At 64.8% G+C, this 15748-nt stretch carries 12 protein-coding genes; 8 read left to right on the plus strand and 4 right to left on the minus strand.

What is annotated here, in order from left to right:
- Positions 1-413: 413 nt before the first annotated feature.
- A protein-coding gene (locus CUJ90_RS27550; protein WP_114161924.1) for an IS5 family transposase occupies positions 414-1225 on the plus strand; the annotation gives its coding sequence in 2 pieces (ribosomal slippage) (positions 414-753 and positions 753-1225; 813 coding nt in all).
- 37 nt (positions 1226-1262) lie between these two features.
- Positions 1263-2975 carry a SulP family inorganic anion transporter gene (locus CUJ90_RS27555; RefSeq protein ID WP_083081133.1) on the plus strand — a complete coding sequence of 571 codons (1713 nt, stop codon included), beginning with the start codon at positions 1263-1265 and terminating at the stop codon, positions 2973-2975.
- A gap of 75 nt (positions 2976-3050) precedes the next feature.
- Here CUJ90_RS27555 and CUJ90_RS27560 read toward each other — a convergent pair whose 3' ends face one another.
- Positions 3051-3698, minus strand: coding sequence for a LysE family translocator (locus CUJ90_RS27560; protein WP_083081131.1), 648 nt, complete (start codon positions 3696-3698; stop codon positions 3051-3053).
- A 133-nt stretch (positions 3699-3831) separates the two neighbouring features.
- Positions 3832-4707 (minus strand): LysR family transcriptional regulator, encoded by an 876-nt coding sequence (locus tag CUJ90_RS27565; protein ID WP_083081130.1) that lies wholly within the window; start codon positions 4705-4707, stop codon positions 3832-3834.
- Between the two features lie 110 nt (positions 4708-4817).
- Between CUJ90_RS27565 and CUJ90_RS27570 the strand changes: the two genes are divergently transcribed.
- The 6 genes from CUJ90_RS27570 (at position 4818) to CUJ90_RS27595 (ending at position 13738) form a co-directional block, all read left to right on the plus strand.
- Positions 4818-5252: a VOC family protein gene (locus tag CUJ90_RS27570; protein WP_083081128.1), complete on the plus strand. Its 435-nt coding sequence runs from the start codon at positions 4818-4820 to the stop codon at positions 5250-5252.
- A 226-nt stretch (positions 5253-5478) separates the two neighbouring features.
- Positions 5479-8700 (plus strand): efflux RND transporter permease subunit, encoded by a 3222-nt coding sequence (locus tag CUJ90_RS27575; protein WP_114164276.1) that lies wholly within the window; start codon positions 5479-5481, stop codon positions 8698-8700.
- Between the two features lie 47 nt (positions 8701-8747).
- On the plus strand, positions 8748-9971 hold the full coding sequence (locus CUJ90_RS27580; RefSeq protein WP_114164277.1) for an efflux RND transporter periplasmic adaptor subunit: 1224 nt from the start codon (positions 8748-8750) through the stop codon (positions 9969-9971).
- Positions 9968-11521, plus strand: a complete 1554-nt coding sequence (locus CUJ90_RS27585; RefSeq protein WP_244220046.1) for an efflux transporter outer membrane subunit — start codon at positions 9968-9970, stop codon at positions 11519-11521. The genes CUJ90_RS27580 and CUJ90_RS27585 overlap by 4 nt, the downstream gene beginning before the upstream one ends.
- A 79-nt stretch (positions 11522-11600) precedes the next feature.
- Positions 11601-12287 carry a heavy metal response regulator transcription factor gene (locus CUJ90_RS27590; RefSeq protein ID WP_073427358.1) on the plus strand — a complete coding sequence of 229 codons (687 nt, stop codon included), beginning with the start codon at positions 11601-11603 and terminating at the stop codon, positions 12285-12287.
- On the plus strand, positions 12284-13738 hold the full coding sequence (locus CUJ90_RS27595; RefSeq protein WP_114164278.1) for a heavy metal sensor histidine kinase: 1455 nt from the start codon (positions 12284-12286) through the stop codon (positions 13736-13738). Before CUJ90_RS27590 ends, CUJ90_RS27595 begins: the two co-directional genes overlap by 4 nt.
- Here CUJ90_RS27595 and dinB read toward each other — a convergent pair.
- Positions 13705-14871, minus strand: a complete 1167-nt coding sequence (dinB, locus tag CUJ90_RS27600) for a DNA polymerase IV (protein ID WP_083081123.1) — start codon at positions 14869-14871, stop codon at positions 13705-13707. The two genes, CUJ90_RS27595 and dinB, sit on opposite strands and share 34 nt — an antisense overlap.
- Positions 14872-15165: 294 nt before the next feature.
- Positions 15166-15744 carry a YceI family protein gene (locus tag CUJ90_RS27605; protein WP_073427361.1) on the minus strand — a complete coding sequence of 193 codons (579 nt, stop codon included), beginning with the start codon at positions 15742-15744 and terminating at the stop codon, positions 15166-15168.
- Positions 15745-15748: the final 4 nt, after the last annotated feature.

The following is a 15748-nucleotide window of genomic DNA, read 5'->3' on the forward strand; positions in this document are numbered from 1 at the left end:
CAGGAATATTGGACGCCGGACCACGGCAAGTGCCGCCCCCAAGATTCCTTACTGGCGTAATAACCGGCAACACTGCATTGCGTTTTCCTCCCTTTAATTTGCTGGCCGATCGCCTAGACTTGCCGGTAACAAAACGTTACTGCAACGGGGTGTGAAATGTTGACCATGTTTATCATCGCCTGTCCAATCTGTATCGCCGCGCTGTTCGGGTTCGCGCGGCATGTGGATCCGCTGACGGGGCAGTTCAGGCGTTGAACCCGCGAAGTCCGACGCTACCCGGACCTTGCCTTTAAGTGCCGAGTCACGGCACGATGCGCGATAACCTAAGAAGCTGTTGCGAAATTAAGTTTTGGGTCTGTTAACTTTTCTGACTTGGTGTTAACTTCTTGTCTTGTTTTGCCTGACAGGAAGCAATGCCTAAAGAACTCATAGACGACGAATTGTGGTCACTCATCGAACCGCTTCTGCCCGCGCGAGCACCGCGCAATCGCCAGTACGCGGGCCGCAAACCGACGCCAGACCGAGCAGTGCTGACTGGCATCGTGTTCGTGCTGCGCTCGGGCATTGCGTGGAACCTGCTGCCGCAGGAAATGGGTTGCGGCTCAGGCACCGCCTGCTGGCGACGGCTCGTCGCATGGCAGAAGGCCGGTGTCTGGCAACGTATCCACGAAACGCTGCTGGCCGAACTGCGCCGCCGTGGCGAAATCGACTTAACGCGTGCCATCGTCGACAGCTCATCAATTCGCGCCATGCTGGCGGGAAAAAAACCGGCCCGAATCCCACGGACCGGCGCAAGCTCGGCAGCAAGCACCACCTCATCGTCGACGCGCAAGGCATCCCGCTCGCGGTCATCCTGACCGGCGCAAACCGCCACGACATTACGCAGCTCGATGCACTGGTCCAGGCCATTCCACATATCCGGGGCAAACGGGGACGTCCCCTGCACAAGCCGCAAATCGTTCAGGGCGACCGGGGCTACAGTTCCGAGCCACATCGGCAGCGCTTGCGCGAACGTGGCATCACGCCCGTGCTCGCAAAAATTGGCTCGCCCCATGGCAGCGGACTCGGCAAAACGCGTTGGCAAGTCGAGCGCTCGATTGCCTGGCTTCACTCGTTTCGACGCCTGAAGATTCGCTATGAACGCTACGCCCATATCCACGAGGCTTTCCTCTCGTTAGCTTGCGCCTTGATTTGCTGGACGCGCCTCAAGCCTTGGTTTAACTAATTTCGCAACAGCTTCTAAGTACGGGGCAGCATCGCGCATGCGAGATTTTCTGGGGTATATCAACGCCCGCGTCGGCGTGTTGAAAGGCGTGCTTCCGTTGAGCCGCGCCGGCGCCGCGCGTGACGCGCTAGCGGGTGTGCAGCTTGCGTCGATGGATATTCCGCAAGTGCTCGGCTACGCGCGCATCGCCGGCATGCCGGCCGTCACGGGTCTTTACACCGTCTTTCTGCCGCTTATGGCGTTTGCGTTTTTCGGCGCATCGCGGCATCTCGTCGTGGCCGCCGATTCGGCCACCGCCACCATTTTCGCGAGCCGGCTCTCCACGATGGCGCCGGCTTCGAGCGCGGAATATGCGTCGCTCGCCGCGATGGTCGCGTTGCTGACCGCCGCCTTGCTGTTCGTCGCGCGCATTTTCAAACTGGGCTTTCTCGCCGATTTCCTGTCGCGCACGGTGCTGGTCGGCTTTCTCGCCGGCGTCGGCGTGCAGGTCGGCATCGCCATGCTGGGCGATATGTCGGGCGTGCCGGGGCATGCCGCGCGCAGCGTCGATCAGCTCGCGCTGGTGGTGCGCGAGTCGACGCAAATCCATTGGCCGACGCTGGCGATTTCGCTGCTGGTGGTCGTGTCCATTCTGGCGTGCAAGCGCTTTCTGCCACGCGTGCCCGTGCCGTTGATCGCGGTCGTCGCGGGCATCGCGGCGAGCGACGTCTACGGGTTCGCCGCCCACGGCATCGCCGTGCTCGGTCCGGTAGCGGGCGGATTGCCGGGGCTGTCGATGCCATCGGTCACATGGCAGCAGATGCTCGATCTCTTCCCGGTCGCGGCGTCCTGCTTCGTGATGATCGTCGCGCAAAGCGCCGCCGCGAGCCGCGTGTTCGCCGAGCGGTATCACGAGGCCGTGGATGTCAATGCCGACTTGCTGGGCATCGCCGCAGCCAACGCGGCGGCGGCGTTGTCGGGCGCGTTCGTGGTCAACGGCAGTCCGACGCAGACCGCCATGGCCGATCGCGCCGGCACGCGCAGCCAGGTCGCGCAACTCGTGTTCGCGGCGGTGGTGGTGCTCGTGCTGCTGTTTTTCAGCCGCTTTTTGCAGTATCTGCCGCACTGCATTCTCGCCAGCATCGTGTTGACGATCGCCATCGGCCTGATCGATCTCAAGACGCTGTTTGCGATTCGCCGCGAAAGTCCCGGCGAATTCGCGCTCGCCGTGTTCACGGCGGCGGCCGTGGTGCTGATCGGCGTCGAGCACGGCATTCTCGTGGCGGTGGCGCTATCGCTGCTGCGTCACGTGCGGCACAGCTACCGGCCGCACACCATGATCCTCGCCCCCGGCCAGGACGGCGTGTGGGTTCCGGTGCCCGCCGTGCCCGGTATCGAGACCGCGCCGGGGTTGATCGTCTATCGCTTCGGCGCCGATCTGTTCTACGCGAACGATCACTTTTTCGTCGACGATACCCGCCGCCTGATCGCCGATGCGCCGAGCCCCGTGCACTGGTTCGTGATCGACGCGAGCGCGATTACCGATGTCGACTATTCGGCGGCGCGCTCGGTCGGCGAATTGTGCGAGAGCTTGAAACACGGCGGCATCGGCGTGATTTTCGCGCGCGTGAACCGTTATTTGCGCTCGGATATGGATCGGCATGGCATCACGCCGATCGTCGGCGCGGGCTGTATTTTCGGCACGCTGCATGAGGCGCTGCGCTCGGCGGGCGTGGAGAAGCCGCACAAGCACGTGAAAGATGCTTCGTAGCGGCGCGGCGGTTTTGCTCGCACGCCAACGCTATTGGAAGACGTCAAGCAAGCGTTTGCGGTTGCCGAATAGCGGCTAGTTTTTCGACGTCAGCAACTTGATGCCGGCAATGCCGAACATGATCGCGAGCGACCCGTCGAGCCAGCGCCGGATCGCCACATAGACGCGCCGTGCGGACGCGGTGGAAAACAGCACGGCATAACTGCTGAACACCGATACGCCGATGCACATGCAGCCGAGCACCACAGGCGCGGTATGCGAGACGTGCGATGCGCCGCCGCCCGGCGCCATGGCCAGCGAAACGATCGACAGCCAGACGAGGATCGCTTTCGGGTTGGTGAGATGCAACAGCAGGCCGCGCAGATACAGACGCCCGAGCGGTTCATCTTGCCGGACGGTATTCGCAGGCAACGCGCCGGCGCTGAATGCCGAACGCGCGGACTTGAACCCGAGCCACAGCAGATAAAGCCCGCCGGCAATCTTGATCGCGACGAGACATTCCGAGTAGCTGGCGAGCACCGCCGACAAACCCAGCGAAGCCAGCAGCGCCCAGAAGAACGAGCCGGATACGACGCCGAGCGCGAAGGTCAGCGCGGATTTGCGGCCGGCGCTCATTGCCAGCGACATGATCGCGAGATTGCTCGGCCCCGGACTCGCCGTGCCGACGAAGTAGGCGCTATAGGCGATCAGGACGTCGGCGGTGAGGAAGGTGCTGGCGGTCATGGGGCTTGATCCTTGGCGGCGGGCCGAAAAGCGCGAATGAAGGCGCATGCGCCGATTCTGCACGCCGCCATGCGAACCTCACAGATACAGTTGACGGCCATCGCGACAGCACAATCGAGCGTGCGCCGTGCGGCTAGTGACCCGCGGCCGCGCCGATGCAATCGGCCAGCGCTTCCGCCACCGCCTGCCGGCTATGCCGCGGCCGCTGCACGAGACCGATTTCACGGTGAAACGTCGCGTCGCCGAGTTCGAGCGCTACGACGTTGGCGGGCCATTTGCCGAGCCCCGCCGTATTCGGAATCAGCGCCACGCCGATGCCGCGCGCCACCAGTTGCATGATGCCCTGCAACTCATCCAGTTCGATCACGTCGTGCACGTTCAGGCGCGAGCGCCTCAGAAACCGATCGACCAGCCGGCCGCCGAACGACGTGCGGTCGTAGCGGATGAACGGCTCGCTTTTGAGCAGCTCGCGCCAGGAGCGCTTGCCGCGCGCCAGCGCCTTGGGCGCGAGCAGCACGAACGGCTCGGTGACGAGCGTGCGCCATTCGAGTTCCGAGGGCAGCGCGAACGGCGGTTTGATGATGACGGCGAGATCCAGTTCGCCGGAATCCACCTGGCCCAACAAACCCAGCGACACGCCGGGCACGACGCGAATTCGCCAGCCGGGCCGGTCGACGCGAAAGCGGGCGAGGGCGTCGGCGAGAAACGACACTTGCGCGGACGCGATCGCGCCTACCCGCAGCATGCCGCTTTCCGCCGCGACCGCGCCGCGTTCGGAGAGCCGCGCGTAGAGCATCATCATTTCCTCGGCGAGCGCGAGGGTTTCGCGGCCGGCATCGTTGAGCGTCGCGGAGCGGCCGGTGCGGTCGAACAGCGCGAAGCCGAGTTCCGCTTCGAGCCGCTGCATCTGCGCGCTCACCGCCGACTGCGTGAGGCCGATGCGCGCGCCCGCGGCGGAAAACGTGCCGTACTGGCTGACGGCGATGAAGGTTTTGAGTTCGCTGAGCATCGGTCGATCAATCGATTTTGGTGGTGGTCAGGTCAAATATATATCGTTTTTCACCATTTTTAGTCATGGTTAAACTGGCTCCCATTTTCCAGTCAGCGAGTTTTTACATCATGAGCGTTGCCGAAACCGTTTTGCCGCCGTTTCATCTGGCGTTTCCCGTCCATAGCCTCGCCGCCGCGCGCGCGTTTTACGGCGAATTGCTGGGTTGCCCCGAAGGGCGCAGTTCCGAAGCGTGGGTCGACTTCAACTTCTACGGCCACCAGATCGTCGCGCACCTCGCGCCGGACGAAATCGGCCACCGTCACACCAGCGAGGTCGACGGCGATGCGGTGCCGGTCCGTCACTTCGGCGCGGTGCTGTCGATGCAGCAATGGCAGGCCGCGGCCGACAAGCTGCAACAAGCCGGCATCGACTTCATCATCGAGCCGCACGTGCGCTTCAAGGGCGAAGTCGGCGAACAGGCGACGATGTTCTTCCTCGACCCCTCGGGCAATGCGCTGGAGTTCAAGGCGTTCGCGGATATGTCGTCGCTGTTTGCGAAGTAAGCCGGCGATCGAAGCCCCGCGTGCTGGAAATGGAAAGCCGGTCGACCGTGATGGTCGGCCGGTTTTTTTGTTGCTTCGAAGCGGCATACGTCTGCACGTCTAGCCTTACGTTTACCTTGCTGACATTCCGGCCATTTTGGCGCCATGCAGGCGTTGGTGCGACCGATCTAGCATAAGCGCTGATCTCTCCCTCCATCCCTCACCAGGTATCCCCCAGGCGCGTTTCATGTGGATCGTCAACGTTGCGCTTAAGCGGCCGTACACGTTCATCGTGATGGCCATCATGATCGTGCTGGCGACGCCATTCGTGCTGTTCACCACGCCGGTCGACGTGCTGCCGGAAATCAACATTCCGGTGGTCAGCATCATCTGGACTTACAACGGCTTGTCGGCGGAAGACATGGCCCATCGGATCGCGTCGGTCAACGAGCGCAGCTTGACCACCACGGTCAACGACATCGAACACATCGAATCGCAGTCGCTCGCGGGCATCACGATCCTGAAGGTGTTTTTGCAGCCGAACGCGAACATCCAGACCGCGATCGCGCAGACCGTGGCCGTCGAACAGGCGCAGCTCAAGCAGATGCCGCCGGGCGCGACGCCGCCGCTGGTGATCAGCTACTCCGCCTCCAGCATTCCGGTGATTCAACTCGGCTTGTCGAGCCCGAAGCTGTCCGAGCAGGCGCTCAACGACACCGCACTGAATTTCCTGCGCCCGCAACTCGTGACGATTCCGGGCGCGGCCGTGCCGTATCCCTACGGCGGCAAGTCGCGCCTGATTTCAGTCGATCTCGACACGCGCGCGTTGCTCGCCAAGGGGCTGACGCCCTCCGACGTGGTGAGCGCGTTCAACGCGCAAAACCTGATTCTGCCGACCGGCACGGCGAAGATCGGGCCGAAGGAATACACGATCAACATGAATGGTTCGCCGGCCACGCTGGACGGTCTCAACGACATTCCGGTGCGCACGGTGAATGGCGCGACGACCTATCTGCGCGAAGTCGCGCACGTGCGCGACGGTTTTTCGCCGCAAACCAACGTCGTGCGGCAGGACGGCCGCCGCGGCGTGCTGATCTCGGTGCTGAAGAACGGCAACGCGTCGACGCTGTCGATCGTCGCTACGCTGCATCGCTTGCTGCCGGCCGCGCGCGCGGCGCTGCCGCCCGATCTGAACATCACCGCCCTGTTCGATCAGTCGATCTTCGTGAAGGCGGCGGTGCAGGGCGTGATGCACGAGGCGCTGGTGGCCGCGGCGCTCACCGCCGCGATGATCCTGCTGTTTCTCGGCAACTGGCGCAGCACCTGCATCATCGCGATCTCGATTCCGCTGTCGATTCTGTCCTCGCTGATCGCGCTGCATGCGCTCGGGGAAACCATCAACATCATGACGCTCGGCGGCCTCGCGCTGGCGGTCGGGATTCTCGTCGACGACGCCACGGTGACGATCGAAAACATCGAACGGCATCTGCATATGGGCACGAATCTGCACGATGCGATTCTCGAAGGCGCCGGCGAAATCGCGATTCCCGCGCTCGTCTCGACGCTGTGCATCTGCATCGTGTTCGTGCCGATGTTCTTCCTGACCGGCGTCGCGCGTTACCTGTTCGTGCCGCTTGCCGAAGCCGTGGTGTTCGCGATGCTCGCCTCCTACGTTCTGTCGCGCACGCTGGTGCCGACCCTGGCGTTGCTGCTGATGGGCCACGCGCACAAGCCCGGCGCCGGCGCCGCGCCGAATCTGTTCATGCGCCTCCATCATCGGTTCGATCGCGGCTTCGAGCGCATGCGGGCCGCCTACATCGTGATTCTCAGCAGCCTGCTGGTGCGCCGCGCGCGCTTCGGCAGCCTGTTCCTCGGTTTCTGCGTGCTCTCGATGAGCCTCGTTTTCGTGCTCGGCGAAGATTTTTTTCCGAGCGTCGACGCGGGCAACATCCGCCTGCACATGCGCGCGCCGACCGGCACGCGCATCGAGGAAACCGCGCGCCTCGCCGACGAAGTCGAAAAGGTGATCCGCGAAGTCGTGCCGGCGAAACAACTCGGCACGATCCTCGACAACCTCGGCTTGCCGTATAGCGGCATCAATCTCTCGTACAGCAACGCGGGCACGATCGGCACGCTCGACGGCGAGATTCAGGTGGCTTTGAAGGCCGGCCACGAGCCGACGCAAACCTACATCGAGCGATTGCGCGCGATCCTGCCGCAGCGCTTTCCGGGCGTCGAGTTCTTCTTTCAGCCCGCCGACATCGTCACGCAGATTCTCAACTTCGGCCTGCCCGCCGCGGTGGACGTGCAGATTGCCGGCGCGGACCAGCAGGGCAACTTCGAGGTCGCGCGCAAGCTGCTGAAACAGGTGCGCATGATTCCGGGCACCGTCGACACGCACATTCAGCAGAAACTCGACGCACCGGCGCTCAATCTGCAAATGGATCGCACCCGCTTGCAGCAGCTCAATCTGAGCGCGGCCAACGTCGCGCAGAACGTGCTGATTTCGCTGTCGGGCAGTTCGCAGACTTCGCCGGGGTTCTGGTACAACAACAGCAATGGTGTCGAGTACAACGTCGCGGTGCAAACGCCGCAGTATCGGATCTCGTCCATCGACGAGTTGTTGCGCACGCCGGTGTCGGGCTCGGCTACCGGTCCGACGCAACTGCTCGGCAATCTGGTGCGGGTCTCGCCGCAGAACCAGTTCGCGATCGTCTCGCACTACAACATCAGGCCGGTGATCGACCTGTACGTGAGCGTGGACAAGCGCGATCTCGGCAGCGTCGCGGATCAGGTCGACAAGCTCGTGAACGACGCGCGCGCGCAACTGCCGCGCGGCAGTCAGATTACGGTGCGCGGCCAGGTGCAGACCATGCGCAGTTCGTTCCTCGGTCTCGGGCTCGGCGTGGCGATGGCGATCGTGCTGGTGTATCTGCTGATCGTGGTGAATTTCCAGTCGTGGGTCGATCCGCTGATCATCGTCAGCGCGTTGCCCGCGGCGCTGGCGGGCATCGTGTGGATGCTGTTTCTCACGGGCACCCATTTGAGCGTGCCCGCGCTGACCGGCGCGATCATGACGATGGGCGTCGCCACCGCCAACAGCATTCTGATGGTGTCGTTCGCGCGCCAGCGGCTCTCGGCCGGCGCGCCGCCGCTCACCGCCGCGCTCGAAGCGGGTGCAAGCCGGATCAGGCCGGTGCTGATGACCGCGTTCGCGATGATCATCGGCATGATTCCGATGGCGCTCGGTCTGGGCGAAGGCGCCGAGCAGAATGCGCCGCTCGGCCGTTCGGTGATCGGCGGCTTGCTGTTCGCCACGGTGTCCACGCTGTTTTTCGTGCCGCTCGTGTTCGCGGGCATTCATACGCGCCTCGCGCGGCGCCATCGTAACGACGGCGCGGGCCACGAAGATAACGGCAACGACGACGGCCCCGCGCCGGAGCACGGCGGCGCCGGCAAGCACGCGTAGCGTTTAACGACAGGCTTAACGACGGCTGAACCAGATAGCTGACTCAAATGACCGAAAAAACTCATGCATCGCTGGCGATTCCCGCGCGCGAGACCGAAGACGGCCACGCGTTGCCGCCGCGCCATCGCGAATGGAAGCGCGCCAAAATCACGCTGTGGATCGTGCTGGCGCTGCTCGCGGTGGGCGCGCTGCGCACCGTGATCGCAAACGTAATGGAAAGCCGCTCGATCGCCGAAACGACGAATCAGAACGCGGTGCAGTACGTGCACGTGGTGAGCCCGACGCGGGCCGACGGCGGCGGCCACACCTTGTTGCCCGGCACCTTGCGCGGCAGCGTCGAATCGCCGATCTACGCGCGCGCCACCGGTTATCTGCTGCACTGGTACGTCGATATCGGCGCGCGCGTGAAGCAGGGGCAGTTGCTCGCCGATCTGGACACGCCCGAAATCGATCAGGAACTTGCGCAGGCATTGGCGCAGCGCCAGCAAACCAGCGCGAGCCTCGGCCTCGCCAAAAGCTCGCTGGAACGCTGGCAGCAATTGCGTCAACGCGATGCGGTCTCGCAACAGGAACTCGACGAACGGCAAAGCACCTACACGCAAGGTCTCGCCAACCTCGCCGCCGCGGATGCGAACGTGCAGCGCTTGCGCCAGCTCGAATCGTTCAAGCGCATCGTCGCGCCGTTCGCGGGCGTGGTCACGCAGCGCAACGTCGACGTCGGCGATCTGATCGACGCCGGTAGCGGCACGAGCCGCGCGCTCTTCGCGCTCGCGCAGTCGGACCCGCTGCGCGTGTATGTGCAATTGCCGCAGGCGTATGCGCAAAACGTTTCGATCGGACAGAACGTGGTGGTCACGCAGGCGGAACTGCCGGGCCAGCAGTTTCACGGCACGATCACGCACATGTCCGGCGCGATCGACGTGCCCACCCGCTCGCTGCAGGTGGAAGTGACGCTGCCCAATCCCGACGACACGCTGCGCCCCGGCGCGTATGTGCAGGTCGCCGTGCCGACCGTCGCCCATGCGCAATTGATGGTGCCGGGCAACACGCTGCTGTTTCGCGCGGAAGGTCCGCGGCTTGCCGTGGTGGACGCGAAAGGAAACGTGCAGTTGCGCAAGATCGTGATCGCGCGCGACCTCGGGCAGTCGTTGGAAATCGAAAGCGGGATCGAGGCGGGCGACAAGGTCATCATCAACCCGAGCGATTCGATCGCCGACGGCGATCACGTGCAGATCGCGCAGCCGGGCAAGGACGGCGAGGGGGCGTCGTGAGGCGGGCGCTCGTTTGCCACATTTGCTGGCGCACCCTAACGGCGCTCGCCTTCACGGCGAGCGCCGCGTGGCTCGCCGCCTGCACGGTCGGGCCGGACTATCAGCGGCCGCAAGCCGACGTGCCGCCCGCCTGGCAAACCGATTCGTACTGGCGCGTGGGGGTGCCCTCGCACGCGCCGATTTCGCCGGACTGGTGGCAGGCGTTCGGCGATACCACGCTCGACACGCTGGAAACCCAGGCGCTCGCGCAGAATCAGACGCTCGCCGCCGCCAGCGCGCACTACGAGCAGGCCAAGGCGACGCTCGCGACTACCCGCGCGCAGCAGACGCCCGAAGTGGATTTGAATGCATCGGCGTCGCGTTTCAGGATTTCGCGCAGCCGTCCACAGACCAATTACGCCACGCCGACGATGTCGACGGTGCAGAACAATCTGCAACTCGGTCCGTCGATCAACTACGACACCGATCTGTTCGGCCGGATACGGCGGCAAGTGGAAGGCGCGGCGGCGTCCGCGCAGCAATCGGCGGACGACCTCGCCAACGCGCGCCTCGTGCTCACCACCGACCTCGCCACCAGCTATTTCTCGCTGCGCGAACTCGACGCCGAGATCGACGTGCTGAATCAGTCGGTGACGCTCCAGCAGAAGGCGCTCGACTACGTGACATCGCAGCACGATCTGGGCGCGGTGTCGGGCCTCGACGTGTTGCAGCAGAAGTCGCTGCTCGATTCGACTCGCGTGCAGGCGCAACTGCTGCTGAACCAGCGCGCGCAGTTCGAGCATGCGATCGCCGCGCTGGTCGGCGTGCCCGCGCCGCAATTCTCGATCGCACCCAGGGCGCTCGACGCGAAGCTGCCGGCGATCGCGCTCGGCGTGCCCAGCGACGTCCTGCAACGCCGTCCCGACGTGGCGTCCGCCGAGCGCGCAATGGCGGCGGCGAACGCGCAGATCGGCGTCGCCAAGGCGGCGTTTTTTCCGAGCTTGACGCTCACGCCCAGCATCGGCTGGGAAAGCACGCAGTTCGCGAGCCTGCTGAGCGCGCCCACGCTGATGTGGACGCTCGGCGCGGCGGCCGGCCAGGTGCTGTTCGACGGCGGCCGGCGCGCGGCCAACATTCAGTTTGCGAGCGAAGGCTACAAGGCCACCCAGGCGACCTACCGGCAGACCGTGCTCAACGCATTCCAGCAGGTGCAGGACGGCATCACCGGACTCTCGGTGCTGGACGGCGCGGCGAAGGAGTCACACGCGGCGGTGGCCGACGCGCAGCATCTGCTGGCGCTCGCCAACGACCGTTATTCGGGCGGCCTCGTCGCCTATCTGGACGTGATCACCGCGCAGCAATCGCTGCTCAACAGCGAGCGCCAGGACGTGCAGATTCGCGGCCAGCAGATGACGCTGGCGGTGTCGCTGGTGAAGGCGCTGGGCGGCGGCTGGGACGCCGGCGCGGACGTGGCGGGCCTGTCATCGCCGAAGGACGCGACGCGACAGGATTCGAAGCAACAGGATTCGAAGCAGGCGGATTCGAAGCAGGCGCTGGCTCCCGCGCGATGAGCCGCCCGGCCATGATGCAGCAGGACACGCAAGAGCGTGGCGAAAGCGTTTCGTATAATGCCGACACAAGGGGACGCGCATGAAATTGCTGATCGTTGAAGACGAGCACAAGGTGGTGGACTACCTGCGCTCCGGCTTGACGGAGCAGGGCTGGGTCGTCGACGTCGCGCTCGACGGCGAGGAAGGCATGCATCTGGCCACCGAATTCGATTACGACGTGATCGTGCTCGACGTGATGCTGCCCAAGCGCGATGGTTTCAGCGTGCTGAAGGCGCTGCGCATGCGCAAGTCCACGCCGGTCATCATGCTCACCGCGCGCGATCACGTGAACGACCGCGTGCGCGGCCTGCGCGAAGGCGCCGACGACTACCTCACCAAACCGTTTTCCTTCCTCGAACTGGTCGAGCGGCTGCATGCGCTCGCGCGCCGCACGCGTTCGCAGGAGTCGACGATGATCGCCATCGGCGATCTGTTCGTCGATCTGATTGGCCGGCGCGCGACCCGCGACGGCGTGCGTCTCGACCTGACCGCGAAAGAGTTTCAACTGCTCAGCGTGCTGGCCCGCCGTCAAGGCGACATTCTCTCCAAGACGGCGATTACCGAACTCGTGTGGGACGTCAATTTCGACAGCCATACGAACGTGGTCGAAACCGCGATCAAACGCTTGCGCGCCAAGCTCGACGGACCGTTTCCGTCGAAGCTGCTGCACACCGTGCGCGGCATGGGCTACGTGCTCGAAGTGCGCGAAGAGGCGGAGCCGTCATGAACCGTTCGATCGCCCGCCGCCTCGCGCTGATGTTCGCGCTCGTCGCGCTCTCGGTGTTCACGCTGGTCGGCACGGGCCTGTTTCTGGTGTTGCGCACGCAGCTCGAACACCACCTGCGCGAGTCGCTCGACGACCGCGCCCAGGTCGCGCGCCTCATGGTGTACCACGCGGTGACGCCGGAAAAGTGGCGCATGACCCGTGAAAAACTCACCAACATGATGCCGCACGACCGCAGCACGATGTACGCGGTGTCGAGCGCCGATCCGTATTTCCACTACGGCACGCCGGTCGCGGGCACGGTGGTGAAAAGCTGGCCCGAGGGCTACGCGCGCGTGTCCCCCGCCGGCGGCGGCGACGACATGCTCATCGCCACGCTGGCGATCCCGGCCAATGCCGCGCGTCCGCCCGTGCAATTGCAGGTGGCCGCCAGTTGTTCTCCCAACGACCGCACGATGCGCGCCTTCGGCGCGGCGCTCGCGGCGCTCTCGGCGCTGGGCAGTCTCGCCGTGCTGCTGCTCAGTTACTCGGTGACGCGGCTCGGCCTCGCGCCGCTCAGGCGTCTGACGCGGGAGGCGTCCGCCGTGAGCCCGAACAACCGCTCGCAGCGGCTGAACACCGCGTCGCTCCCGCTCGAACTGAGCGATCTCGCCAACTCGTTCAACGGCGCGCTGGAACGCCTCGACGGCGCCTATGGGCGCCTCGAATCGTTCAACGCGGACGTGGCCCATGAACTGCGCACGCCGGTCACGATCCTGATCGGCCAGACCGAAGTGGCGTTGACGCGCAATCGTTCCGTGGAAGATCTGCGCCATACGCTGCAATCGAATCTGGAGGAATACGAGCGCATGCGCGCGATCATCAACGACATGCTGTTTCTCGCCCGCGCCGATCAGGGCGAGCGCGCGACGGGTCTCGTGGAAGTGTCGCTCGCCGCGGAAGTCGCGCATACGCTGGAGTTCCTGGAGATTCCGCTCGAAGAGGCGCGCGTGCATGCGCAATTGCACGGCGACGCGATGGCGCGCGTGAACCGCTCGCTGTTCGGCCGCGCCTGCGCGAATCTGTTGATGAACGCGATCCAGCACTGCGCGCCGGGCGATGCGATCAGCGTGACGATCGCGCGTGAAGAAGACCACGTGCGCGTGGCGGTGGCGAACCCCGGCGAGCCGATCGCGCCGGCCGTGCTGGAGCATCTGTTCGACCGCTTCTATCGCGCGGAAGTCTCGCGCACCAATAGCCGCGAAAACCACGGACTCGGTCTTGCGATCGTGAAGGCGATTGCGGAAATGCATCGCGGCACCGTGTCGGCGCACAGCGCGGGCGGCGTCAATACGTTCGCGTTCTCGGTCGCCGCCGCGCGCAGGGAAACGGAGCCACAGGCGGCGCGCGCGAATGCCGGCGTGCCTGCCGAGGCGGCCGCTTATTCGTCGCTGGTAAAGGGCAAGTCGGCCTGAACCGGACGGCGCTGCCTGACCGGTTGCGCGTTGGCCGGCGTCAACGCGCTCACGCGCACGCCCAGGAGCCGCAGTTTGCGGTTCAACGCCACGCGCCGCAGACATTCGGTGGCCGCGCGGCGTATCTCGGCGGCGTCGGCGGTCGGCTCGTCCAGCGTCAGATCGCGCGTGACCGTGCGGAAGTCGTCGTAGCGCAGCTTGATGCCGATCGTCCGGCCCACGTAGCCCTTGCGCACGAGGTCTTCCGCGACCCGCACGCACAGGCCGGTAAACGAACTGGAGAGCGCCGGCCGGTCATGACGCGGATGCAGATCGCGCTCGAAGGTCGTTTCGCGGCTGATCGACTTGGGCTCCGATTCCACCACCACCGGCCGCTCGTCGTGGCCTTGCGCGATCTGCATCAGCCACGCGGAGTAACTGCGCCCGAAGTGGTCCTGCAGCAGTCCCGCGTCCGCCGCCGCCAGATCGCCGACCGTCGCGAGACCGAGCGCCGTCAGCTTTTCCGCCGCCTTCGGCCCGATGCCGTTGACCTTGCGCACCGGCAACGGCCACACGCGCAACGGCACGTCCGCCGGCGTGAGAATCGTGAGGCCGTCCGGCTTGTCGAGTTCCGAGCCGATTTTCGCGAGCAGCTTGTTCGGCGCCACGCAAATGGAGCAGGTGAGGCCGGTCGCCTGATTGACCGCCTGCTTGATGCGCGCGGCGATCTCGCGCGGCTCGCCCGGCACCTCGGTCAGATCGATATAGATTTCGTCGATGCCGCGGTCCTCGATCCGATCGGTAAACGTGGCGACCGCCGACTTGAAGAGGCGCGAGTAGTGCCGATACGAGTCGAAGTCGGTGGGCAGCAGAACCGCGTCGGGCGCGAGCACGGCGGCCTTCATCATGCCCATCGCGGAGAACACGCCGAGCGCGCGGGCTTCGTAAGTGGAGGTGGTGACGACGCCGCGGCCCGCGTAATCGCGCAGCTTCGCGAAGCGCCGGCTGCCGTCCTCGAGTGTTTGCGGCGCGCCGTTGCGGCCGCCGCCGATCACCACCGCCTTGCCGCGCAGTTCGGGATAGCGCAGGAGTTCGACGGACGCGTAGAACGCGTCCATGTCCAGGTGCGCGATGCGGCGGCTTGCAGAACTCATGGATGGATGGCGGAAACGAATGACGGCAAGGGATGACGGCAAGAGACGGCAAGAGACGGTAAGAAACGACGGCAACGGCGGCAGGCCCGGTTTGATTCGATGCGCTTGCCGTGCTGCCTGTGAAGTGGCTCGCCGCGTCGGGCGTCTGGATACGCGCCGCGCAATGAACGCGCGGCGCGCCGGATGCCAAGCCGTAATAGTACCTTGCTCCGCCTGGGCAAGGTGCCGCGCGCGGGCGATCCGCCACCGCCGCCGCGACCGTTTTACGCAAGCCGCAAGGGCTTGCCATGCCGCTTACTGCTTGATGCCTTCGGCCTGGATATGCAGCGCGGTCTGCATCTTGAAGCCGTACGCCTTGCCGAAGTCGACGCCGAAATCGTCGCGATTGAACGTCGCGGCCGCTTCCGTGCCGCACACTTCACGCTTGAGCATCGGATTCACGAAGCACTTGAACGATTCGATCTTCAGATTCACCGGCTTCGTGATGCCGTGCATCGTCAGCGTGCCGATCACTTCCACCGGCTTGTCGCCGTCGAAGCGGACCTGCGTGCCCTTGTAGGTGGCGGTCGGATACTTCGCGGCGTCGAAGAATTTGTCGGTGGCCAGTTCCGCGTCGAGCTTGTCGTTGCCGATGTCCGCCGAGCTCATGTCGATCGTCACGTTCACCGTGCCGGTCTTCGCCGCGCGGTCCAGCACCACGGTGCCGCTGCTTTTCGTGAACTTGCCGCGCCAGGTCGACACGCCGCCGAAGTGATCGGTTTCGAAGCTCGGGTAGGTGTGCGTCGGGTCGAGCTGATACGTGTCGATAGCCATTGCGTTGAACGACATGGCTGCGGCGAGCGCGCCCGCGGCGAGCAAAAATTGTTTCTTCAAGTTG

The organism is Paraburkholderia terricola (assembly GCF_003330825.1).
In the GTDB taxonomy this organism is placed as follows: Bacteria; Pseudomonadota; Gammaproteobacteria; order Burkholderiales; family Burkholderiaceae; genus Paraburkholderia; species Paraburkholderia terricola.

Excerpts from the sequence above, each read along its gene's own strand:
- CUJ90_RS27555 (WP_083081133.1), top strand. The coding sequence starts at position 1,263 with ATGCGAGATTTTCTGGGGTATATCAACGCCCGCGTCGGCGTGTTGAAA.
- CUJ90_RS27560 (WP_083081131.1), bottom strand. The coding sequence starts at position 3,698 with ATGACCGCCAGCACCTTCCTCACCGCCGACGTCCTGATCGCCTATAGC.
- CUJ90_RS27565 (WP_083081130.1), bottom strand. The coding sequence starts at position 4,707 with ATGCTCAGCGAACTCAAAACCTTCATCGCCGTCAGCCAGTACGGCACG.
- CUJ90_RS27570 (WP_083081128.1), top strand. The coding sequence starts at position 4,818 with ATGAGCGTTGCCGAAACCGTTTTGCCGCCGTTTCATCTGGCGTTTCCC.
- CUJ90_RS27575 (WP_114164276.1), top strand. The coding sequence starts at position 5,479 with ATGTGGATCGTCAACGTTGCGCTTAAGCGGCCGTACACGTTCATCGTG.
- CUJ90_RS27580 (WP_114164277.1), top strand. The coding sequence starts at position 8,748 with ATGACCGAAAAAACTCATGCATCGCTGGCGATTCCCGCGCGCGAGACC.
- CUJ90_RS27590 (WP_073427358.1), top strand. The coding sequence starts at position 11,601 with ATGAAATTGCTGATCGTTGAAGACGAGCACAAGGTGGTGGACTACCTG.
- CUJ90_RS27595 (WP_114164278.1), top strand. The coding sequence starts at position 12,284 with ATGAACCGTTCGATCGCCCGCCGCCTCGCGCTGATGTTCGCGCTCGTC.
- dinB (WP_083081123.1), bottom strand. The coding sequence starts at position 14,871 with ATGAGTTCTGCAAGCCGCCGCATCGCGCACCTGGACATGGACGCGTTC.